A 21,853-nucleotide genomic window follows, 5' to 3' on the forward strand; every position below is an offset into this window, starting at 1 on the left:
TTTTCTCAAAAGCTAGGATCGGCATATAGCACTCCTAAAGTTGACTTATAGAAGCCCCTATTGAAATTGAATAAATAATTATGGTAAATGATCAACAATCTCTATTTCCCCCCCGTAGTGTCGCTGAATTGGTGGAAGATATTGAAAAACTAACTGAGGAAATTCAAAAGCTGTATCTTCTAGACGAAATTCCTTGGGTAATTGGCTATAGCGGAGGAAAAGATTCGACGGCAACTTTACAACTTATTTGGAACGCGATCGCTACTCTGCCAGTTGAACAAAGGCATAAAACCATATATGTCATTACCACTGATACGTTAGTAGAAAATCCGATTGTTTCAACTTGGGTTCGTAAGTCTTTACAAAAATTAGAAGCAACAGCAGAAAATCAAAACATACCTATTAAGCCGAATTTGCTCCATCCCTCAGTTCAAGAAACATTTTGGGTATGTCTAATGGGAAGAGGATATCCAGCACCGCGTCAAGGTTTCCGTTGGTGTACAGATCGCATGAAGATTCAACCCGTTAATCATTTTATTCGGGAAATGGTTAGGAATAATGGAGAAACAATTGTTGTTTTAGGAAGCCGTAAAGCAGAAAGTATTACTCGTGGAAGAACATTGCGAAAACATCAAGTTGGAAGAGTGCGCGATCGTCTTAGCCCTAATAGTCGATTACCGAATTCTTTAGTTTACACCCCCATTGAAGACTGGCAAACTAATGAAGTCTGGATGTATTTAATGCAGTGGGAAAACCCTTGGGGAGGAAACAATAAAGACTTACTTTCCATGTATCAAGGGGCAACTGCGGATAATGAATGTCCGTTAGTTGTTGATACTTCTACGCCTAGCTGTGGCGACTCCCGCTTTGGCTGTTGGGTTTGCACCATGGTGAGTAAAGATAAGTCAATGGAGGCAATGATTCAAAATGACGAAGAAAAAGAATGGATGCAACCGTTGTTAGATATTCGCAATGAATTAGATGTGGAAAACGACCACGATCGCCGCGATTTTCGCCGCATTTATGGCAAAGTTGAACTCTTTGAACGTAATACAGGAGATGGAGAAACTTCAATTAAACCCATACCTGGCCCTTATACCAAATATTGGCGGGAATATTGGTTAAGACGAGTTTTAGAAGCACAAGTGGAAGTGCGAAAAAATGCCCCTAAAGGCATGGAAGATATTACACTAATTACTGAAGAAGAGTTAAGCGAAATTCGTCGCATCTGGTTAGAAGAAAAACACGAGTTTGATGATAGTCTCCCTCGCATTTATGAAGAAGTAACGGGTCAAGTTTTTCGTGATCCTCGTGTTGGCGCAACTAATCAGGTTTTAGGAAGTGATGAATGGAGTGTTTTAGAGGAACTTTGTGAGGATGAAATGCACTTAGAATTGATGACGAAATTGTTGGATACGGAACGACAATATCATACGAAATCTCGTCGGGTGGGAATTTATGACTCTTTAGAAAAGTGTTTTGAAACCAGTTCTCGTAGTAAGGAGGAAGCGATCGAAGCGGCCCATTTAAAACGAGATTTGAAAACAGCCGTTAAAGGTGAAGATGCGGAAAAAGTTAAACAATTAACTTGGGCAAATATTAAGTTTTCTGGGAAGAATCAAGACAATCATTCCTCGGAATAAGACAGCCTAGTAATGATAATTTTCCCCGTTTAATTTTCATTATTCTACTAAATCAGCCTCGGCGATCTCAGTTAATTCTTTTAAGTCTTGATCTTGTTCATAAACTTCTGCATAGAGGTCTGCCGATTTCTCTAAATCTTGTTTTTCGATGAGAGATATATCTTTAACTTGTTTTTGATGGATTAAAGCCAAAATATAATCATTGCAATTCGAGTATTTCCCTTTAGCAAATTGTTGATCAATGAACTTTTTTATGGACTCAGAAATCACGATAGGAATTGAAGTCATAGATTTTATTCTCTCCTTTCTAACATTAAAAAATCACTTCCTTTGCCATTCCTTCAACGGTTACACGCTGGAGATCAGTCCTCATACTAGCATTTTCAAAAGTAATCGCGCAGATATTTTCTTGAGCATCTAAATCTAAAATTGTATTCTCATCAAGGTCTTTGGTTTCAACAATATCATTAACGCGAAATTCAATGTAAAGAGTATCTGTTTCTTCAAAATATTTAACTTTCATAACTTAAATCTTCTATCAAAAAAAGCATTATGAACTGTTTCCCCATCTGGTAAAAGTATAACGCGAAGATATCGACCTTCTCTTTCTTCAATACGCTTCCAACGTCGTATCCGTCCATCTGCTTGAATGACTTCATGGTCTGGAGATTGAAGGGTTCGTAAAATCCAATCATCCTCAATCATAGCGCGGTCTGGACGAGTCCGAACTGCTTGAAAGTATTGGGTGCATTTGAATTTCATAGCTACCATTATGGCATTCAAATGTTTAAAATATAATAGTGTCCTACAATATTTAAAACTTCCTTGTGATTTTACGTGAACTTGTCTTAGAAAATTTTGGTCCGTATCGCGATCGCCAAGTGGTCGATTTAACCCCTGGCGCTGATCAAGAAATGCGTCCGATTATCTTGATTGGTGGGATGAATGGCGGCGGAAAAACAACGTTTATGGATGCGATTCGTTTGGCATTTTATGGACAACGCGCACAATGTTCTACACGGGGAAGTTTGAGTTATGCTGATTTTCTCTCCCAAGCAGTTAATAATCGGAGTGAGGGAAAAACTCGCATTGAGTTGGCGTTTGAGGAGGTGTTTGATAATCAGTTAGTTGTTTTTAGAATTACTCGTAGTTGGCAAAAGGGAGACGGTAAGGATACACTTAGTATTTTAGTTGATGATTGGCCCGATCGCGCTCTGACTAATACTTGGGATGAATATATTGAAAATTTACTCCCATTAGGAATTTCTAATTTATTTCTATTTGATGGCGAACAAGTTAAGGAATTGGCGGAATTAGATGTTCCTCCACCTCCCGTAAAGGAGGCGATTCAATCCTTACTGGGATTAGAATTAGCGGAAAAGTTGGGGGAAGATTTAGAGGTTTTAGTGAATCGTAAACGGAAACAGTTAGCGAATCAAACTACTCTCAAAACTTTAGAAACGATCGAAGAGAAACTGAATCAGCAAACTGCTGAATATAAACAAGAAAAAGCCCAATTAACAGAGTTAGAAGATAAGCTAAATCGCGCTCGTGAAAACTACCGTCTAGCTTCGGAAAACTTTATTTCAGAAGGAGGGAAAATTGCCTCAAAACGGGCGCAAATGGAAGGAAAAATTAAGGAACTGAAAGCAACAGCAGAGACGGAAAGAGATAGTTTAAGAGAAATGGCGGCGGGAGTGCTACCTTTAGCGTTGATTACGCCCTTATTACAAGCAGCGAAACAGCAGGGAGAAACTGAATTAGACTATCAACAAGCATTAATCACTCAAGAAGTCCTAAAAAAACGCGATCGCGCCCTCTTAGATTATATCCATCAACTCGCGATTTCCGCCACAGAAGTAGATAAAATTTCCGCTTTTTTACAACAAGAAAACCAGGTTATTGAGGAAAAGTTAAACCCAGAAACGCCTCCCTATTTACGTCCCGAACAAGACACAATTAACTTATTAAATACAGTTTTAGATCATCGGCTTCCCAGTCAACTGAGAGAGTTAAATAATAAACAAGAAAAATTGCGAGAAATTCAAATTGAAATTGATAATAGCGATCGAGAAATTGCTAACGCCGCCTCTCCAGAAGTGTACCAAAAATTAGAAGAAGCAGTAAAGAAAGCGCAAAATCAACGCGCAGAAGCTCAAGCAAATTACGAAGCCAAACGGCGTTATTGTAATGAATTAGAAGCAAAAATTAAAACGACAAAACAAGAACTAGAACGTTATAGCCAAGAAGCAATTGACGAACGCAATAACGAACATATTATTAAATCAGCAGGAAAAGTTCAGAAGACTTTAGAACAATTCAAACAGAAATTAACCCTGAAAAAACTGAATAAACTAGAAATCGAAGTAACGGAATGTTTCCGCTATTTACTCCATAAATCAGATTTAGTTCATCGCGTTAGTATTGATACCCATAACTTTCGCCTTTCTCTATTTAATCCAGACGGAAAACCAATCCCCAAACATCGCCTTTCTGCTGGAGAAAAACAACTACTTGCGATCGCGTTTTTGTGGGGATTAGCACGAGTTTCTCATCGTCAATTGCCGATCGCAATTGACACTCCATTAGGGCGTTTAGATTCTTCCCATCGTCATAATTTAGTAGAACGTTATTTCCCCAGCGCTTCTCATCAGGTTATTCTTTTATCTACAGATACAGAAATCGGAAACGTAGAATATCAACAACTACAAAATCAAAGCGCGATCGCTCACGAATATCAATTAAAATATGATGGGGAAACAGGAGAAACTTATGTTAAAACAGGATATTTCTTCAACGAAAACTAATCATGGAGTTTGAATGGAATTTAGAGAAAGCGCGGAAAAACTTCAATAAACATAAGGTTTCTTTCCAAGAGGCAGCAACTGTATTTAATGACCCACTTTCCTTGACATTTCCCGATCCTGATCATTCAATAGGAGAAAGTCGCTATATTATCATTGGAATATCAAGTTTAGGACAAGTTTTAGTCATTGCACACACAGAACGAAGAACAAATATTAGAATCATCAGCGCCCGCAAAGCAACTCCAAAAGAGAGGAGGTTTTATGAACAAGAAACAGAATAATAACATGGAAGACGAATTACGGGCTGAATATGACTTTTCTCAGATGACAGGAGGCGTAAAAGGAAAATATGTAGAACAATACCGCACTGGAACTAACCTAGTGCGACTTGCTCCCGATGTTGCTCAAGCATTCCCTGATGAAACTGCGGTTAATGAAGCTCTGAGAATGTTGATGAAGGTTGCCAAACGTTCTCACCCTCAATCTCATTAAAAGTTATTGAGTTCCATTTTCTCAACACTTTTGAACTCCTCAGCATTATAGTTGAGGTAAATCACTAGGAACACGGACTTTAAAGGTAGCTTCACGCATATCTATCTTAAATGGCGCGAGAGGACTCCCGTTATAATCTCCCAAGAGATTTAACGGGCAGACGGGGCTTTCCTTCGGTTCGGGTCTCTTACATTCGGAGGAAACCTCCGAATTAGACCCTCACAAGGGGGCGAATGCGATTCGCCCCACAGCCCCTCATGAATCGCGCCCAACAAAAAAGTCCGTGTTTGACATCGTTACATGATTAGACAAATCTTGTAGAATCTGTTAAACTAGGATTAATTAGAGTTCAAAATCCAATGCTTACCCTTTCCTACGAATACAGGCTAGAACCAAACCAATTACAAATCGACATGATCGAGAGTACGCTCGGTGTTTGCCGAACAGTTTGGAATTACGCACTTAGAGAAAGAAAAGATTGGATCAACTCTCGAAAATGCCCCATTAATGCTTGTTCGATTGAAAAGGAATATATCATCTCTCCAGATGAACCTTATCCTAGTTACTCTAGACAAGCAAAGGCTTTAACTGAGGCTAAGAAAGACAGCGAACGACTTAAATCAGTTAATGCTCAAGTTCTCCAACAAGTTTTGAGAACATTAGATCGGGCTTTCTCTGACATGAAAGCTAGAGGATTCGGTTTTCCCAGATTTAAGAATAAGTATCGTTTAAGGTCTTATCTGATTCCTCAGCTAAAAGGACAAGTATTAAAAGGAAATCAAGTTAAACTCCCTCAATTAGGTTGGGCAAGGTTCAGAAAGTCTAGGGAAATTCCAGAGGGCTTTAAGGTTAAACAGGCGAGAGTGATCTCAAAAGCCTCTGGTTATTTTGTCATGCTTTCTCTCCAATTAGATGTGGATGTTCCTCAACCCTTCCCTCATGGACACCCAAGAGGGTTAGATTTGGGCTTTGACAAATTTGTTGCTACTTCCGATGGTTTAGAAGTTAAGCGACCTCGGTTTTTGAAGTCTCTACAAAGGAAGCTGAAATTGCTCCAACGTAGGCTTAAAAACAAAAAGAAAGGGTCGAATAACCGCCATAAACTAAACAGGAAAATAGCAAGAGTCCACGCCTAGTATCTCTGATGCTCGTAAAGATTGGCACTTCAAACTTGCTCATCAATTGTGTGATGGAGCAGGAATGATCTTTGTCGAAGATATTAATTTCCGTTCGTGGCAAAGAGGAATGCTGTCTAAGCACGCAGCGGATGCTGGTTTTGGTCAGTTTGTGAATATCCTTGAGTGGGTATGTTGGAAACGTGATGTTTACTTTGCCAAAGTTGACAAAGATGGTACTTCTCAAGAATGTAGCCAGTGTGGAGCGCATACAGGAAAGAAAACATTAGATGTGAGAGTTCATCACTGTCCTGAATGTGGATACACTGGCTCAAGAGATGTGGTGAGTGCTGAAGTAATTAGAAATCGGGGAATCTCCGACCTCGGACAGGGGTTAGAGACTAAACAAATTGCCTGTGGAGGCGATCTGACGGGGGCAAAGGAAACTTTGCCTAGTAAGCGAGCCTGAGACAGGAAATCTAGTGGCGACGCTAGGAATCTCCCGTCATAGCGCGTAGCGTTTGACGGGAGAGGATGTCAATGTTGTAATGTAGGTTCGGGTGAGAACAAGCAAAAAGGAAAGAAGCAGTCACTAAGAAGGCAAAGGAACACCAGTGCCAGCATTTTCGTTAAATTGTCCACCGGCGGAAACCGCACCAGAAAAGACTAAACCGCGCTGACTATCTAGGGTTAAAATTGCACCTTCTCGAATGGTCTGGGTTGCCCCTTCAAATCCTACAATAACTGGAATGCCCAAACGTAAGCCAATGACTGCCGCATGGCTGGTGAGATTGCCTTCTTCGGTAATAATTCCCGTTGCTTTGCGAATCGCTTCCACATAATCCGCATCGGTATGGGGAACAACCAAAATCTCCCCTGGACGGAAATTTCCCGCCTCTCGCGCACTTTTCGCCACACGAGCGCGACCACTCACTGTTCCGTGACCAATGCCGACACCACGACCTAAAACTGCGGTTACGACTTCCACTTTAATCAAGTCTGTTGATCCAGCAACGCCTTGTAATGTGCCTGCGGTCATTACCACTAAATCCCCATCAGAAACTAAGCCTTTTTCTTGGGCGACATTTAACGCGGCTTTAAAGGTTTGTCCAGTTGAAGGCAAATCTAACACTAACAAGGGATTCACACCCCACACCAGTTGTAATTGACGCGCAACATCCACATGAGGCGTAACCGCTAAAATTGGGGTTTGGGGACGGAATTTAGACACATTTCGTGCTGTTGCGCCAGTTTTGGTTAAGGTCATAATTGCCGCCGCATCTAACTGGCGGGAAATCTGACTCACGGCGCTGGAAATGGCGTTGGGAATCGTGCGAGTCGTATCTAATTTGTCTGAGGGCGTGGGTTTTTCTCTTTCCATGCGATCGGCGATTCGCGCCATGGTTGCCACTGCTTCTACGGGATATTTCCCCACCGCCGTCTCATTAGAAAGCATCACCGCATCTGTGCCGTCTAAAATGGCGTTCGCAACGTCGGAAACTTCTGCACGGGTAGGACGGGCATTATTTGCCATACTGTCTAACATTTGAGTAGCAGTAATGACGGGAATACCGAGACGATTGGCGGTTTGAATTAAACGCTTTTGTAGAATGGGAACATCTTCGGCGGGGAGTTCAACGCCTAAATCCCCACGAGCCACCATTACCCCGTCACAAAGGGATAACACCGCTTCCATCTGCTCGATCGCCTCGTGTTTTTCAATTTTGGCAATAACGGGAACCGATTTACCCGCACTGGAAATAATCTCTTTAATCTCTAAAACATCTTGGGGATTACGGACAAAACTCAACGCGATCCAATCTACCCCTTGATCTAAGCCAAACATCAAATCGCGACGATCTTTGTCAGTTAAAGCACGAACCGACAAATAAACTCCTGGAAAATTCACCCCTTTATTATTAGAAAGCTCACCTCCCACAACCACGCGACCATGAACTTCTTTTTTCTCTGGATAAACCGCCTCTACCTGCATCTCCACCCGACCATCATCTAACAAAATGGTTGCGCCGGCGGGAACTTCCTCCGCTAATAAGTCATAACTGACATAACTTTTTTCTTGGGTTCCGGTCATGGGATGACTGGTCAAAATAAATGGATCACCTTTAGCAAGGGTAATCGAACCGTTTTCAAATTTGCCTAAGCGAATTTTCGGTCCTTGTAAATCTTGTAGAATCGCCACCGGTTGATTTAATTCAAAGGCGGTTTGACGAATTAAACGAATGCTACTTTGGTGATCTTCTTGCGTTCCATGAGAAAAATTGAGCCGCAGGGTGGTCGCGCCAGCTTTAATTAAGTCTCTCAACACATCAGGTTTTAGGGTTGCAGGACCAACGGTAGCAACAATTTTCGTTCGACGGGATGAATTTTGCAGTTCCATAAATGTCCTTAAGAAGCACGCTAGGAAAATGGATCAAAAGTAAGTCTTTGTTATCTTCTCACAATTTCCGTCTTTAAACCTTTTGGGGAAAAAGAAACCAGCGTCTGATGTTGCCAACAGAGCATCTGGATTCTTCGGACAATTAAGCAATTTTACTCACCCATGAGCAACTGCGCGATCGCCTCTTGTTCCTCTAGTTCAAATTTTGGCGGGGTTTGTCGAGAATCGGTAATTAACCAGTCTAAAGCAGCCGCTTGCACATCGATCGTGGTTCCAGTTTTATCCACACAATATCGCCCAAACACGAGTTTATCCACCAAACGCACCTTCGGACCTAAACGCGAATATTCAAAAATCACACTGTTTTTGACCGTTGCGCCGCTACAAATCCAACAATTCGGTCCGATCATTGCAGGTCCGATAATATTTGCGCCATCTTCAATGCGAGTCATTCCCCCAATGTAAACGGGTCCTGTGATGTTGACTTTATCCCAATTGACGGCGACATTTAATCCCGTGTAAACCCCTGGGGCGACTTCTTTCCCTGGAATTTCAACGTTTTTGATTTCTCCTAACAGCACTCCCCTGACAGCGTGCCAATAATCGGGAACTTTACCAATATCAACCCATTGGAAGTTCATGGGAACGGAATAAAAGGGCGCTCCTCTCTCCACTAATTTTGGAAATAGATCGCTACCGAGATCATACACTTGACCAGAGGGGATGTAAGCAATGGCTTCTGGTTCGAGAATATAAATTCCTGTGTTGATCTGAGTGCTGAGTGCTTCTTCTACCGATGGTTTTTCCTGGAAAGCAGTGATTCGGTTATTTTCGTCGGTGACGACAACTCCATAACTGGAAACTTTCTCTTTTGGCACTTCTTTTGTGATCACCGTCGCGATCGCGCCTTTTTCCTTATGTTGTTTGAGAGCTTCCGTTAAATCCAAGTCAATGAGCGCATCCCCACACAAGACAACAAATGTATCATCAAAAAACTTGTTAAAATCCTGAATGCGTCGGATGCCACCAGCAGAGCCTAAAGCCTCTCCCACTAATTGCCCATCAACAATGCGTCCTTCAAAGGAGTAAGCAATATCTACCCCAAAGCGTTGACCATCACGGAAATAACTTTCAATCTCATGGGCAAGATGGCTCACATTTACCATTACCTCATCAAATCCGTGTTTACGCAAGAGTTCTAGTAGGAACTCCATCACGGGTTTTTGTAAAATTGGAATCAACGGTTTAGGAATGGTGTAGGTAATTGGACGGACGCGAGTTCCTTTCCCTGCCGCCAAAATCATCGCTTTCATAGGCGCTTACTCCTCAATTCTCTTTTAGATTGTTGTCATTTCCCCTATCCTGATGGATAAAAGAATCTTCTCTTATTAAACTGCATTGTAGCGATTCTCACAGGGAGATTTTTGTTCCAATGTGACAAAAAATTGTGGGTTATATCCGTCTATTCTCTCATATTGATTAATTCTTTGGCTGATAAGACGCGATCGCGGTATAAAATAATTTATTTAGGGCTTGCTGAAGAAAGCTAAAACTCGCGTACCTTATGGTTTTAATGCTCTTAACTCCTCAAAAAAGTGCAAGGAAATTGAACGCTCAATAGTCACGCACCCTGCATCAAAACCTTGAAATCTTACCTCTTGCCTTTTGCCTCTTGCCTTTTGCCTTACTACACCGAAAACATGAACTTTTTCAGCAAACCCTATCTAACCATCTGAGAAAGTAATCCTTAAGTTCAAGTCTTGATAAAATTCCGCTTGAGATAATTCCACCTTGGATTGTGCTGAAAGCAATAGTAAAGCCCAGAAGATACCGACGCGACTGGCTTTTTCATTTGTTTCTTCTTTTTCTTGTTCCCACCATTGGGTTAATTCTTCTAAACTCATCCGGTGCGATTCTTTTTCCTGTAAACCCAATCTTGCCATCAAAAATTGTTCTAACTCAGTTGCGAGTTCGGTCAAGTTTTCGTTGTGAGCCAGATGGGAAATCATTTGCGCTGTTTCTCGTTTGGAGGGAGAGCGCGATCGACGGGAGGGGGGGGTTGCCGCATCGGTTTCAATTTGAGCGGCTAAGTCTTGTAGTTGAGTAATCAACTCAGAAAGCGTCACTCGCCGTTTTTTGGGAGGGGGGGCGCTCCCCCGACGGCGAATTTGATGCTCTAATTTTTGCGGTAGTCTTTTGGTTGCTGCTTCCTCCTCTATTTCCGAATCTGGTTCTGGCGCAGGTTCTGACTCTTCCCCAAGGGCTTTTAAGGTATCAGCTTTCAGTGAAATGAGCATGGAAGCCCATAAAAATGCTTGTCCAGATTGGGGTAAACTTTCTTGATGCCAATTTAATTGATTTAAATCCTGAAAAAAGCGATCGATCACCTTAATCACATCTACATCCCAAGGCTCGATTTCTCCCCGTTGGGCGAGATCAATTAAAAGTGTAATCGCTGCGTTAGCGGTTTCTTGTTCTACCGCCGACGAATTGGGATCAGGATTCATTACTATTCTTTACTTCTGAAGTTTCCTCTCCTTGTGGAAGACGCTTCTGTTGGTCTTCTAATTGAATTTTATAGTTTTCCAGGTCTTGACTTAAGGTTTCGATTTCTTTCTCTTTCTTCTTTAATTCTCGTTCCTTCCCGAAACTAGAAATTTGATAGGTCAGACGACTCCAAATCATATACAACCAGGCTAGAGTTGCACCAATTCCCATGGCTAAAATTAATTCGATAGCAAGGGGCGCTTGCACTTGATACCCTGGAATTACTTGAATGGTTGTTAACCCTGTATTTTCAATACTAAACAGCACTAATGCTAAACCACTGGCGAAAATGACAACAAAATTTAGAATACGCATTGCTTATTATTTCCCTTCTCAGTCTCTCAGAGAGATCATGCCAGAATTTGGGCTGGTGTAAAGCCTGATTTGGGTTTTAGTGATGATTTTTCTAATTTCTGTAATATTTGACAACTTAACCACAACGATCGAGCAACATGGAAACAGCCTTTATAAGGTCCGCCTTTAAACCGATGGCTGACTTCACCAGTGCGATCGAGATAACCAAACCATTCGCCATAGTCGGGATCAGGGAAATGTTGAAAGCTATAAGCATCTACTTCCACAAAGGCTTTCCAGTCGGTTTCGGCTCTCGTTAAGGAGAAGTTTAAAAGATTCCCATAAATCGCCTCACAATGCACCCACCAGAGTTTCATAAACCATTCTAAAGGGGTGGGACTATAGCCGTCTGCATCTAAAAAGTAATAGATACCGCCGTATTTTTGATCCCAACCTCGTTGAAATGACCAGCGAATCATTTCGATCGCGCTTTTCTCCCAATCTTTTCTGCCGAATTTTTGCGCCCAATGTTGTAAAAACCAACCCGCTTCGATCGCGTGTCCTGGATTTAATAATCTTCCTTCGCTACTCTCAATTAAGTTTCCTTCTGGGGTAACGGTTTCATAAACGGTTTGATTTTCGGGATGAATATGTAAATATAAACGACGGATACAATCTTCAATTTCGCGCTGATAATTGTTGGTTTCTTCTCCTGCGACTTCTTCAATTAAGTTTAATAAAATCATGGGAACAGCTAAACTTTGACGAGGCGTTTCTCCCGAATAATTTTCTCTTCCTACTTTGGTAAAATCTTCAGCAAATTCCCAGACTTTTTCTAATTCTCGTTTCGCTTCTTGGAGGAGTTTGGGTTGCTCACTGGCACGAGAAAACGCGGCTAAAGCCATAATATAAAAGCATTCAGAAAAAATCTTTCTTTGCAAATAAACGGGTTTTCCTTCTGCGGTTAGGGAAAAATAAACGCGCCGATCGTCTCGAATGGCATGATTTTGTAAAAAGTCTGCGCCTAACTGAGCAATTTTTAACCAGTTAGATTTTTGTTCAATTTCTCGATAAAATTTACTAAATATCCAAACTTGTCTGCCTTGTAACCAAATATGTTTCGTTCGATCGTAAATCTTGCCGTCTTGATCTAAACAGTTAAAATAGCCTCCGTTTTTTACGTCTGGAGAATGTTTTTCCCAAAAGGGAATGACGTTTTCTAATAATTCTTGTTCGTACTTTTGACGGTAGTTTTTAATTACAGATTGACTGGCTCGATCGGGAAACTTCATCTTATCTATTTTGATTAATTTTCATTATATTAAGTTAACTTGTAGCGTGATCTCAAGGTCGATCGCGCTTCCTGATCAGAATTTGATAAGATACTTAGGGTTTGCTGAAAAAGTTCATGTTTTCGGTGTAGTAAGGCAAAAGGCAAGAGGCAAAAGGCAAGAGGCAAAAGGCAAGAGGCAAGAGGCAAGAGGCAAGATGGGGAAGATGGGGAAGATGGGGAAGATGGGGAAGAAAAATTGTCTCCCTTGTCTCCCATTTCTCCCATTTCTCCCTTGTCTCCCTTGTCTCCCTTGCACTTTTTTGAGGAGTTAAGAGCCTTAAAGCCAGATGGTACGAAAGTTTCAGCTTTCTTCAGCAACCCCTACTTAAAAGCATCAAAGAGCGAACATCTATGAAGTTACAAATTATCCTTGAACCAAGCGACGAAGGCGGATATACCGTGTTTGTTCCTTCTCTCCCGGGTTGTATCAGTGAAGGAGACGATATTAATGAGGCTTTAGCCAATATTCAAGAAGCGATCGCCCTTTACCTTGAACCAGTTTCGTAGGTTGGGTGAAGCAAAGTGGGCAAGGCAAACCCTACAAGATGTAACATCTACTCTCCACCCAACCGACATCAGGGATTATTGTTCCTCTTCTTGAGGTTTGGCTTCCCGATTATTACCAAGACGTTCCACCACACCGGGCAGATCAATGCCAGTGGTTTCTTGCAATTGTTCCATAAAAGCCGCCAGTTTTGTCGCATTTCCCCCATTGGCGGGATCGATGACAGTCACTTTCTGAACATCAATTTCGGGAACGGTACTCACCATACTGGATAACAATGGCTCAAGTTTCTGGAATAAAAAGATTTCTCTGGCATTCTCGCCCGCTGCATTCCAAGATTTTGCTAGACTTCTTAAACCTTCTGCTTGGGCTTTCCCATCCTCAATAATACTCGCCGCTTGTCCTTTTGCATCCGCTTGGGCGCGTTGACAGTCTGCTTCTGCTGGGGCGACTACATCTGCTTGTAGTTGCTTTTCTACTTGCTTCCGTCGTTCCCGTTGTACGGCTAATTCGGCTTGGGTGCGCGCCACTTCTGCGGCAATTTCTGACTCTGCTTCGGCGATTCCCGCTTCTCTCTGGGTGAGGGCATCTTGGAGGCGGCGATCGGCTTCGGCGCGAACTTTGGCGGTTTTTGCTTCTACTTGACGCAGAGAGGTATTTTTCTTGTTTTCTGCGGCTTGTAATGCTGATTCTGTCTTAGTTCTGGCTTCGGCAATGCGGGCATCTCGTAATAAGTCTGCTCTTTGTTTACGCCCGATCGAGTTGAGATAATTAACATCATCAGAGATGTTCTGAATTTGCAAGTTATCTAATACTAATCCTAATTTTTGCAAGTCATCTTCGGCTTCATCCAGGAGACTCCGCACAAATGCCATTTTGTCTTCGTTGACTTGTTCAGGGGTTAAACTGGCAAGAACGCCTCTGAGATTCCCTTCTAGAGTTTGTTGAGCGATTTTTTCGATTTGTTGTTGGGTTTTTCCCAATAACCGCTCGATCGCGTTGTGGATCATCGGTTCTTCCCCAGCGACTTTAATGTTGGCAACCCCATCGACTTTTAAGGGAATCCCGCCTTTAGAATAAGCGTTGGTAACTTTTAACTCGATGATCATGTTGGTTAGCTTCATCCGAAACACTTTTTCTAACAAAGGCTTACGAATGCTGCTTCCTCCCTTCACTAAGCGATAACCAACGGTTTTGTCTCCTGTTACTGATTGACGACTACCAGCAAAAATCAGAATTTCGCTAGGCTGACAAATGTAATATAGGTTTTTAATCACAAGGGCGATCGTCCCAGCGCCGCCAAACATTAAAATCAGTAGGGTAATAATTGCACTCATGCGTTTTCTTCCTCCGTTGCTTCTGTTTCTGATTTTCTTTTTCCAGCAAGCGTAATCCCCAGCGTTTGTTCGGATTGTTGTAAAAACTGGCGAATCATCTCTGGATAAGCGTTAGACAGAGACGCGATCGCTTTTCCGTCTCCGTTATCAATTACGGTGACATCCCCTAAATGCAGACGATGGGGAACTTTCGCCGCTTGTTTTAAGATCATTTCCATCTGTTGCACAAGGAACAATTCTGAGGCATCAACCCCAGTTTCCTCCCAAATTTGCGCTAACATTTCATTAACTTGCGCTGAGGCTTTCGTATCTTCTGCAACTTTTGCCGCTTTTCCTTTCGCTTTCAGTTCGTCTGCTTGTTGTTGCGCTTGTGCTGGTAACACTTGATCCACTTCTAGACGGGCTTTTTCCATTTCTGCCCTCACGGCTTGTAATTCCTGCTGCGCCCTTGCTTTTGCTTCTTGGGCTGCCATTGTGGTGCGTTCTTCTTCCACTCTCGCTTCTTTTTCCACTTCGGCGGTTACTCGTCGCAGTTCGTTTTCTTTTTCTTGGATGGCGGTGCGAGTTTGAGTTTCGGCGACTTCCGATTCCCGATCGCAGTCTGCTTCTACTTGTTCAGCTTCGGCGACAGCGTTGGATTCGGCGATTTCTGCATCACGAACAATTGTCGCAATTTGTCGGCGCCCGATCGAGTTGAGATAATCCACTTCATCAGAGACACTTTGAATTTTTAGGGTGTCTAATTGTAATCCTAGTTTCGCTAAATCGGCACTGACATCATTGGCAATACGGGCAGCAAATTCGAGGCGATCTTCGTTCAATTGTTCGGGGGTGAGAGTGGCGACAACGCCTCTTAAGTTTCCTTCTAGGGTTTCTCTAGCAACACGGGAAATCTCTGCTCTACCGCGTCCTAAAAACCGCTCGATCGCATTTCCCACTAACGACCAATCACCCGAAATTTTAACATTAGCAATGGCTTGAATATTCAGAGGCGTTCCCCCTTTCGCATAAGCATTGGTAACTTCAATGGGAACTGGCATTGTGGTTAAATCCATTGTTTCCACTTGTTCTAAAATGGGAATCCTAAAAGTGCGCCCACCATAAATCACTCGATATCCCATTTCTTGTCCGTCTTTGCGTTTATATTTACGACCAGAAATAATTAGAATTTTATTCGGATCACAAATTTGGACTAGGCTATTAATCGCGCCAATCATTACAATAACCACAAAAATAATGAGCGCGATCGTAACACTACTACCAAAACTATTACTATTATTAGTTTGGGCAAAAATAGGAGAAGAAGCAACTTCTGTTACTGTTTCCCCTTGTCTTTCTGTTTGCTGTTGCTGTTGAACCATAATTCGTTTCAACTCCTTAATATTTCCTTGATAAATAATGATTAGTTTTCCTTGAGGGTATCTGCTGAAACCACCCAAACGCGATTATCTTGGCAAGAAACCACTAAAACTTCTTCTCCTTGTTGAAATTCTGTTTCTTGTTCAGTCATCGCAGAAAATCCAATGGTTGATCCTTTTACGGATAGTTGAACTTTACCGCGACTGTTGTTATCAAAAGGAATTTCTACTTTTCCCACGACACCGACTAAATCATCAGTGCGAGTAAAACTATTAGTATAATTCCCTCCTAAAACCCGCAATAACCAAGCCATAGTCGTGCCAATGATCAATCCGACAGCAACAGCAATGACTGCGGTTAACACTGTTCCTAAATCGGGTTCAAGCCAAGTTAGGGCTAATCCAGTTAAGCCAAAGAAACAGATACTAAATGTCCAAAATTTGAAGCTAAAAAACGGCAACCAGAGTTTAGTTTTTGGTTTTGGCTTTCCTAGCCAAGGATTAGATTGTTTTGGCGTTTTTTCTTGATTTGTGCCAAAATCAACATCATCAAAAACGGCATCGCCACCCACCTCAGCATCGGGATCAACATCAACTTCGCTATCAAAATCAAAGCCTTCAAAACCGCCAGACACTGATAAGGCGACGAAAACACCGCCAATGAGAAAACAGGCTAAATAAATAACGAACATTATCTTAAGAATAGACTAGGGCAGATTGAAAAACTGACTCTACCCACCTACGCTTTTACTATAAACAAGTGTTGCTTTAATGTGCAATTAAGATTTGTATCTTGTTTGATTTTTTTCGCCCCCTAGCCCCAAATTCTGGGGGAAGACTACTGATCATTGTAATAAATTTTGTTGCTTCGATCGCGCCTAACGGTTTCGCAAAAAGGTTGCTTTAATATCCATTGGAAAGAGTGGTTGAGTTTCAGTTTATCCTATTAGAAATTGTACTTTAGAGATGAGGGCGCGATCGCTCTTTACCTTGAACCATCAGAACCTGAAATGTAGGTTGGGTGGAGAGTAACGTAACCCAACTCGTCGAATATCACGATAGACAGTTTGATATAGCGCTACGCGCTAGGCAAAAGGCAAGAGGCAAGTTGCCTTAGTAAGGTATAGGTGAGTTTCAACATTTTGGAATGTCCTAACCTAATTTTGTAGCGCTATATAATTCTGGTCTGGAGGAGATCTGGTTCAGAATCTTATTAAAAAAACAGACAACCAATTTGATCCTGATGATACTCCCGATGAAATTGCCATCAAAAACCTTTGGGAAGAACTAAGACTCGCGATCGATGAAGCGATCCGATCGCGGTTCCCGTCTTGGCAACTCCTACTGCATTCGCTGCAACATTCGTAAGAGAATGACTGAAAACGAGGCTAGTTCCGAGTACAGATTGTTGATTCATAGTAATCTCTGATTGTAGTTGTAGCTATTTTAGCCCAATTGAGACAGCGATGTTAAAGAGCCAAGCTGGGAGAGTGAGTATTTAGAAATATTTAAGTTTAAAATTCTAGAAAAAACCGCTTCACAAAGATTTCCCAGCGATCAAGAATTCGAGAATGCTCTAATTTATAAAGAAATTTACCGAATACAATCAAAGAACAAAAATTTCTTATTAGAATCCCTAGAAAATTATAATTCATCATACTTAGTCAATATTGATGAATTGACGATCGAGCATATTATGCCACAAAAATTAACTAAAGGATGGAAAGAAAGTCTCGGAGATAATTGGCAAGAAATTCACAAAAAATATTTACATACTTTAGGAAATCTCAGTTTAACGGCAAAAAACAGAGAACTCTCGAATAATTCTTGGGAAGAGAAACAAGCAATTGATTATAAAGAAAGTAAATTAAAACTTAGTTTTAAGCTCGATCGCGGTAGTAAATGGGGAGAGAAAGAGATACTAGATCGAGCTAAACGATTGGCACAAGATGCAATGTCAATCTGGAAATATCCTACAACAAAATATGAAAAAATTAAACCAGATGAGTAGCTTTTTGATTTAACCAGTAAAGATAGTTTCAGTGGTAGTAAACCTTTATTTCTATACATTGACAATCATTTCCATTGATTTTTAGGTGGGCATTGCCCACCCTACGTTTAGTTAATAAACAGCTTCCCATTCACTGACTGCATCAACAGGTTTGATGAAATACAAGCGCACCAAATCCACAAAAATTGCAGTAATTAAGGGCAATTTCCGTAACTGTTTTAACCATTTCGGTGCATTGCTGTTGTCAATTTCATTAAGTTTCCGATTGCGATCGGCGCAGGTTTCTAAACGTTGGAAAAATTCAGGATGATCCACGTTTAACATCACAGGAAACGCCCGTCCTGCGGTTTCATTCGTTTTTCGCGTGATGTGCCGATCAAACTCTGTCGCGTCTAAACCCAGAGACTCATAAAAATCTTCCCGTTCATGGACGGTAAGGGTATGAGTCGCAAACACCGTTAGCAGGAAGAAACGCGCCCATAAGCGACCCTGCCAAGTTTGCCATAATTTGGGCTGCGATCGCAACAGCGCCTTAAAAATATCACCATGTCGGTTCTCATCCTGACACCAACTTTCAAACATCTGGAAGAGTGGATAAAACTCGTATTCGGGATGTTGTTCTAAATGGCGATAAATCGTAATATACCGCCAATAACCGATTTTTTCCGACAAATACACCGCATAAATCACCCATTCTGGCTTAAAAAAGGTATAAGTGCGATGTTTGGTTAAATAACCGAGATCAAGGGTGACATTAAAATCTTTCATCGCTTTATTCAAAAACCCTGCGTGTCGCGCTTCATCTCGCGCCATGTAGTGGAAAATATCCGCTAACAACTGGTTACGCCCTTTGAGTTTGCGAGAAATTTCCTTAAATAGCAAAAATCCTGAAAATTCTGAGGTACAAGAGCGTTCTAAAAACTCTAAAAACGCCTCTCGTTTTTTTCCGTCAATATGCTCCCAAGATTGCTCAAATGCTTCTGTTCGCACAAAATGATGGCAGTTATAGTCTGCTTTCATTTCCGCCACCATCGCCTCTAATTCTGCTTGCTGACTCGATAAATCCATCTCCGCCATCGCGTCAAAGTCTGTGGTGTAGAAGCGAGGGGTGAGTAAGGTTTCCTTCATCGAGGTTTTAATTTCAGGCTGAGAGACTGTCGTTGACATGGTTACACTTTCTCCTTATCTTTGTTCAATGGTTATCATAGACACATTCAATGGATTCGCTACCTGTTTTGTCAAACTTTGTAAAGAATTTCCCCAAATCTTATGCAATCTTAATTATATTACATTATAGTAATTTAATTATAAGTAAGCTGGAAAGAGGGATTAAACCATGAGTTATCTTGCTGAACAACTTCGTGAAGGAACAAAGCAGTCTCACACTGCTTCAGAAAATACCGCATTTATGAAATGCTTTCTGAAAGGGGTAATGGAGAAGAAGCCCTTTTCCGAGTTAATAGCAGATTTATATTTTGTGTATGCGACTTTAGAAGCAGAAATGTTTCGCCATCGGGAACATTCGGTAGTTGGAAAAATTTATTTTCCAGAGTTGGAACGGAAACAGAAGTTAGAGGAAGATTTAGCCTTTTATTTCGGTGAAAATTGGCAAGAAAAAATTGTTGCTTCTCCTGCGGGAAAAGTGTATGTTGATCGGATTAAAAAAGTAAGCCAAACGCAACCAGAATGTTTAGTGGCTCATGCTTATGTGCGCTATCTTGGCGATCTTTCAGGTGGACAAGGTTTAAGAAAAATTGCGCGATCGGCGATGGATTTACCTCCTGATCAAGGAACAGGTTTACATGAATTTGATGCGCTACCCAACGCAGAAGCGAAACGAGAATTTAAGGAAAAATATCGGAATGCTTTAAACTCAATTGTTGTGGATGAAGAAACCCAAAAAGCAATTATTGAGGAAGCAAATTATGTGTTTAAGCTGAATCGAGATGTGTTCCATGAATTAGAAGGAGAGATTAAAAAATCAATTGGCGATCGCGCGTTTGATCTGCTAACTCGCCAAGATCAACCAGGTAGCACTGAAAAAGCAGTGAATAGCAACCAGTTAGTTGCCAATTAGTTAGTAATCCCCCCTAACCCTTTGTAAGGAGTAATCCCCCCTAACCCTTTGTAAGGAGTAATCCCCCCTAACCCTTTGTAAGGAGTAATCCCCCCTAACCCCCCTTTGTAAGGAGTAATCCCCCCTAACCCCCCTTTGTAAGGGGGGAAGTAAACGAATGACTAATAACAAAAAAAGAAATGACCATAAAAACTGTTGAATTTGACACCGAATTAATCAAAAAATACGATCGAGCCTTACCGCGTTATACCAGTTATCCTCCAGCAACAGAACTCAAAGAAACCTTTGATCAAAATGCTTTTACAAAAGCGCTTAAAGTCGGAAATAAAAATCAAACCCCTGTGTCGTTATATTGTCACATTCCTTTTTGTGAAACCCCTTGTTATTTCTGTGGTTGTAATACCCTAATTACCCAACAAAAGAAATTTGCTGATCCGTACCTAGATTATGTGTTCAAGAACATTGATCAAGTCGCTTCTTTGGTGGATTCCCAACGAAAAGTTAACCAATTACATTGGGGAGGAGGAACGCCAAATTATCTGAATTTAGAACAAGTTGAAAAATTATGGACGAAAATCACAGATAGCTTTTCCTTAGAAAATAAAGCAGAAATCTCTTTAGAAATCAATCCAAAATCTGTGGATAAAAATTATCTCCTGTTTTTACGAAATTTAGGATTTAATCGCATTAGTTTCGGGATTCAAGACTTTAATCCGCAAGTACAAAAAGCAATTAATCGCATTCAAACTGAAAACCAGTTATTTCAAGTAATGGAATGGATACGAGATGTTGGTTTTGAGAGTGTTAATGTGGATTTAGTTTATGGTTTACCCTATCAAACCTTAGAAACCTTTCAAGAGACAATTGAGAAAACCATTAAATTAAATCCCGATCGCATTGCTGTGTTTAGTTTTGCTTACGTGCCTTGGTTAAAAGCCGTACAAAAACGTCTTCCCGAAAAAGCATTACCGAACCGAGAAGAGAAATTAAAAATCTTACAAATGTCCATCGAAAAATTAACCGATCAAGGTTATGTTTTTATTGGTATGGATCATTTTGCGAAACCTAATGACGAATTGGCGATCGCGCAAAGAAAAGGAGAATTACACCGTAACTTTCAAGGATACACGACGAAACCCGAATCAGATTTACTTTCTTTTGGGATGACAGGAATCAGTATGTTGCATGATGTTTATATTCAAAACCAAAAACGTCTCAAAGATTATTATCAAAACCTTGACGCTAATTATTTTCCCATTCAAAAAGGAGTGAAACTCAAGGAAGAAGATCATTTACGCCAAGCCATTATCCTCGAATTAATGTGTCAGTTTCACTTTTCGCCAGACTGTTTAAAGGATAAATATAACATCGAATTTCAAGGTAAATTTTCCGAATACTTTGCTCCTGAATTAGCCCAATTAAATGAGCTTGCTAAAGACGGATTATTATCGATCGAAGGGGAAACAATTGAAGTAACTTCTGCGGGGCGGCTGCTAATTCGTAACATTGCCAGTGTTTTCGATCGTTACTTAAAACAACGGCAACAAAAAACATTTTCTCAGTCAATTTAAGCTAATAGCAAGATAACGATCCCCCCAACCCCCCTTAATAAGGGGGGCTTAAGTAGGGCTTACTGAATAAACCTAAAACCTTTATCCAATCAGCTTTTAAGGCTCTTAATTCTTTGAAAAAGTGCAAGGGAATTGAACGCTCAATAGTCAAACCCCTGCATCAAAACTTTGAAATCTTACCGATTAATCAACCCTCTTGCCTCTTGCCTTTTGCCTCTTGCCTTACTACACCGACTAATGAACTTTTTCAGCAAACCCTAAGTAGTCAATTTGTAGCACTAATTGTTCACGCATGGTATTAGGGGGCAACTTCCCCCAAACTTGGGGGTGAGGGGGCAACTTCCCCCAAACTTGGGGGTAAGGGG

Annotated in this window: 22 protein-coding genes and 1 pseudogene; 10 read left to right on the forward strand and 13 right to left on the reverse strand. The window is 41.2% G+C overall.

Annotated elements, in window-relative coordinates; translation table 11 throughout:
• Window positions 1-80 precede the first annotated feature (80 nt).
• Window positions 81-1,643 carry a DNA phosphorothioation system sulfurtransferase DndC gene (gene dndC / locus DACSA_RS09805; protein ID WP_015229602.1) on the forward strand — a complete coding sequence of 521 codons (1,563 nt, stop codon included), beginning with the start codon at window positions 81-83 and terminating at the stop codon, window positions 1,641-1,643.
• Between the two features lie 39 nt (window positions 1,644-1,682).
• Here dndC and DACSA_RS09810 read toward each other — a convergent pair whose 3' ends face one another.
• From DACSA_RS09810 to DACSA_RS09820, 3 genes are read right to left on the reverse strand one after another with little or no spacing between them, the layout of a single operon-like run.
• Window positions 1,683-1,931, reverse strand: a complete 249-nt coding sequence (locus DACSA_RS09810) for a hypothetical protein (protein WP_015229603.1) — start codon at window positions 1,929-1,931, stop codon at window positions 1,683-1,685.
• Between the two features lie 25 nt (window positions 1,932-1,956).
• The gene (locus DACSA_RS09815; protein ID WP_015229604.1) at window positions 1,957-2,166 is read right to left on the reverse strand and encodes a DUF2283 domain-containing protein; all 210 of its coding nucleotides are present in this window, start codon (window positions 2,164-2,166) and stop codon (window positions 1,957-1,959) included.
• Window positions 2,163-2,414, reverse strand: a complete 252-nt coding sequence (locus DACSA_RS09820) for a hypothetical protein (protein WP_015229605.1) — start codon at window positions 2,412-2,414, stop codon at window positions 2,163-2,165. The genes DACSA_RS09815 and DACSA_RS09820 overlap by 4 nt, the downstream gene beginning before the upstream one ends.
• Before the next feature lie 56 nt (window positions 2,415-2,470).
• Between DACSA_RS09820 and dndD the strand changes: the two genes are divergently transcribed.
• From dndD to DACSA_RS23045, 4 genes and pseudogenes are all read left to right on the forward strand, one after another.
• On the forward strand, window positions 2,471-4,450 hold the full coding sequence (dndD, locus tag DACSA_RS09825) for a DNA sulfur modification protein DndD (RefSeq protein ID WP_015229606.1): 1,980 nt from the start codon (window positions 2,471-2,473) through the stop codon (window positions 4,448-4,450).
• Between the two features lie 2 nt (window positions 4,451-4,452).
• Window positions 4,453-4,731 carry a BrnT family toxin gene (locus DACSA_RS09830; RefSeq protein WP_015229607.1) on the forward strand — a complete coding sequence of 93 codons (279 nt, stop codon included), beginning with the start codon at window positions 4,453-4,455 and terminating at the stop codon, window positions 4,729-4,731.
• Window positions 4,712-4,942 (forward strand): hypothetical protein, encoded by a 231-nt coding sequence (locus DACSA_RS09835; protein WP_015229608.1) that lies wholly within the window; start codon window positions 4,712-4,714, stop codon window positions 4,940-4,942. Before DACSA_RS09830 ends, DACSA_RS09835 begins: the two co-directional genes overlap by 20 nt.
• Before the next feature lie 359 nt (window positions 4,943-5,301).
• A pseudogene (locus DACSA_RS23045) lies at window positions 5,302-6,526 on the forward strand (RNA-guided endonuclease InsQ/TnpB family protein).
• A gap of 123 nt (window positions 6,527-6,649) precedes the next feature.
• Here the strand turns inward: DACSA_RS23045 and pyk are convergent.
• The 5 genes from pyk to DACSA_RS09865 form a co-directional block, all read right to left on the reverse strand.
• Window positions 6,650-8,455, reverse strand: a complete 1,806-nt coding sequence (pyk, locus tag DACSA_RS09845) for a pyruvate kinase (protein WP_015229609.1) — start codon at window positions 8,453-8,455, stop codon at window positions 6,650-6,652.
• Between the two features lie 152 nt (window positions 8,456-8,607).
• Window positions 8,608-9,768 carry a sugar phosphate nucleotidyltransferase gene (locus tag DACSA_RS09850; RefSeq protein WP_015229610.1) on the reverse strand — a complete coding sequence of 387 codons (1,161 nt, stop codon included), beginning with the start codon at window positions 9,766-9,768 and terminating at the stop codon, window positions 8,608-8,610.
• A 411-nt stretch (window positions 9,769-10,179) separates the two neighbouring features.
• A complete protein-coding gene (locus DACSA_RS09855) occupies window positions 10,180-10,962 on the reverse strand; it encodes a segregation/condensation protein A (protein WP_015229611.1) in 783 nt (260 codons plus the stop codon).
• Window positions 10,952-11,317 carry a LapA family protein gene (locus DACSA_RS09860; protein ID WP_015229612.1) on the reverse strand — a complete coding sequence of 122 codons (366 nt, stop codon included), beginning with the start codon at window positions 11,315-11,317 and terminating at the stop codon, window positions 10,952-10,954. Before DACSA_RS09860 ends, DACSA_RS09855 begins: the two co-directional genes overlap by 11 nt.
• A gap of 35 nt (window positions 11,318-11,352) precedes the next feature.
• Window positions 11,353-12,588 carry an AGE family epimerase/isomerase gene (locus DACSA_RS09865; protein WP_015229613.1) on the reverse strand — a complete coding sequence of 412 codons (1,236 nt, stop codon included), beginning with the start codon at window positions 12,586-12,588 and terminating at the stop codon, window positions 11,353-11,355.
• Between the two features lie 46 nt (window positions 12,589-12,634).
• On the opposite strand from DACSA_RS09865, the gene DACSA_RS20610 reads away from it, so the two are divergent.
• Window positions 12,635-12,901: a hypothetical protein gene (locus DACSA_RS20610; RefSeq protein WP_041235426.1), complete on the forward strand. Its 267-nt coding sequence runs from the start codon at window positions 12,635-12,637 to the stop codon at window positions 12,899-12,901.
• Between the two features lie 79 nt (window positions 12,902-12,980).
• Window positions 12,981-13,136, forward strand: a complete 156-nt coding sequence (locus tag DACSA_RS19090; protein WP_015229614.1) for a type II toxin-antitoxin system HicB family antitoxin — start codon at window positions 12,981-12,983, stop codon at window positions 13,134-13,136.
• Between the two features lie 75 nt (window positions 13,137-13,211).
• Here DACSA_RS19090 and DACSA_RS09875 read toward each other — a convergent pair whose 3' ends face one another.
• From DACSA_RS09875 to DACSA_RS20615, 4 genes are all read right to left on the reverse strand, one after another.
• Window positions 13,212-14,471 (reverse strand): flotillin family protein, encoded by a 1,260-nt coding sequence (locus DACSA_RS09875; protein ID WP_015229615.1) that lies wholly within the window; start codon window positions 14,469-14,471, stop codon window positions 13,212-13,214.
• Entirely contained in the window at window positions 14,468-15,832 is a 1,365-nt protein-coding gene (locus DACSA_RS09880) for a flotillin family protein (RefSeq protein WP_015229616.1), read from the reverse strand. The genes DACSA_RS09875 and DACSA_RS09880 overlap by 4 nt, the downstream gene beginning before the upstream one ends.
• A 41-nt stretch (window positions 15,833-15,873) precedes the next feature.
• Window positions 15,874-16,521 (reverse strand): hypothetical protein, encoded by a 648-nt coding sequence (locus DACSA_RS09885; RefSeq protein ID WP_015229617.1) that lies wholly within the window; start codon window positions 16,519-16,521, stop codon window positions 15,874-15,876.
• Window positions 16,522-17,096: 575 nt separating this feature from the next.
• Window positions 17,097-17,246, reverse strand: coding sequence for a hypothetical protein (locus DACSA_RS20615; protein ID WP_015229618.1), 150 nt, complete (start codon window positions 17,244-17,246; stop codon window positions 17,097-17,099).
• A 183-nt stretch (window positions 17,247-17,429) separates the two neighbouring features.
• Between DACSA_RS20615 and DACSA_RS09890 the strand changes: the two genes are divergently transcribed.
• Window positions 17,430-17,840, forward strand: a complete 411-nt coding sequence (locus tag DACSA_RS09890; RefSeq protein WP_232225296.1) for an HNH endonuclease family protein — start codon at window positions 17,430-17,432, stop codon at window positions 17,838-17,840.
• 111 nt (window positions 17,841-17,951) lie between these two features.
• Here the strand turns inward: DACSA_RS09890 and acsF are convergent, their stop codons facing one another.
• Complete coding sequence (gene acsF / locus DACSA_RS09895; RefSeq protein WP_015229619.1) at window positions 17,952-19,007, reverse strand: magnesium-protoporphyrin IX monomethyl ester (oxidative) cyclase; 1,056 nt, start codon at window positions 19,005-19,007, stop codon at window positions 17,952-17,954.
• A gap of 169 nt (window positions 19,008-19,176) precedes the next feature.
• Between acsF and DACSA_RS09900 the strand changes: the two genes are divergently transcribed.
• Window positions 19,177-19,917 (forward strand): biliverdin-producing heme oxygenase, encoded by a 741-nt coding sequence (locus DACSA_RS09900; protein WP_015229620.1) that lies wholly within the window; start codon window positions 19,177-19,179, stop codon window positions 19,915-19,917.
• A 179-nt stretch (window positions 19,918-20,096) separates the two neighbouring features.
• Window positions 20,097-21,488, forward strand: a complete 1,392-nt coding sequence (hemN, locus tag DACSA_RS09905) for an oxygen-independent coproporphyrinogen III oxidase (RefSeq protein WP_015229621.1) — start codon at window positions 20,097-20,099, stop codon at window positions 21,486-21,488.
• The last annotated feature ends 365 nt before the right edge of the window (window positions 21,489-21,853 follow it).

Origin of the sequence: Dactylococcopsis salina PCC 8305 (assembly GCF_000317615.1) — a bacterium.
Taxonomy (GTDB): domain Bacteria; phylum Cyanobacteriota; class Cyanobacteriia; order Cyanobacteriales; family Rubidibacteraceae; genus Halothece; species Halothece salina.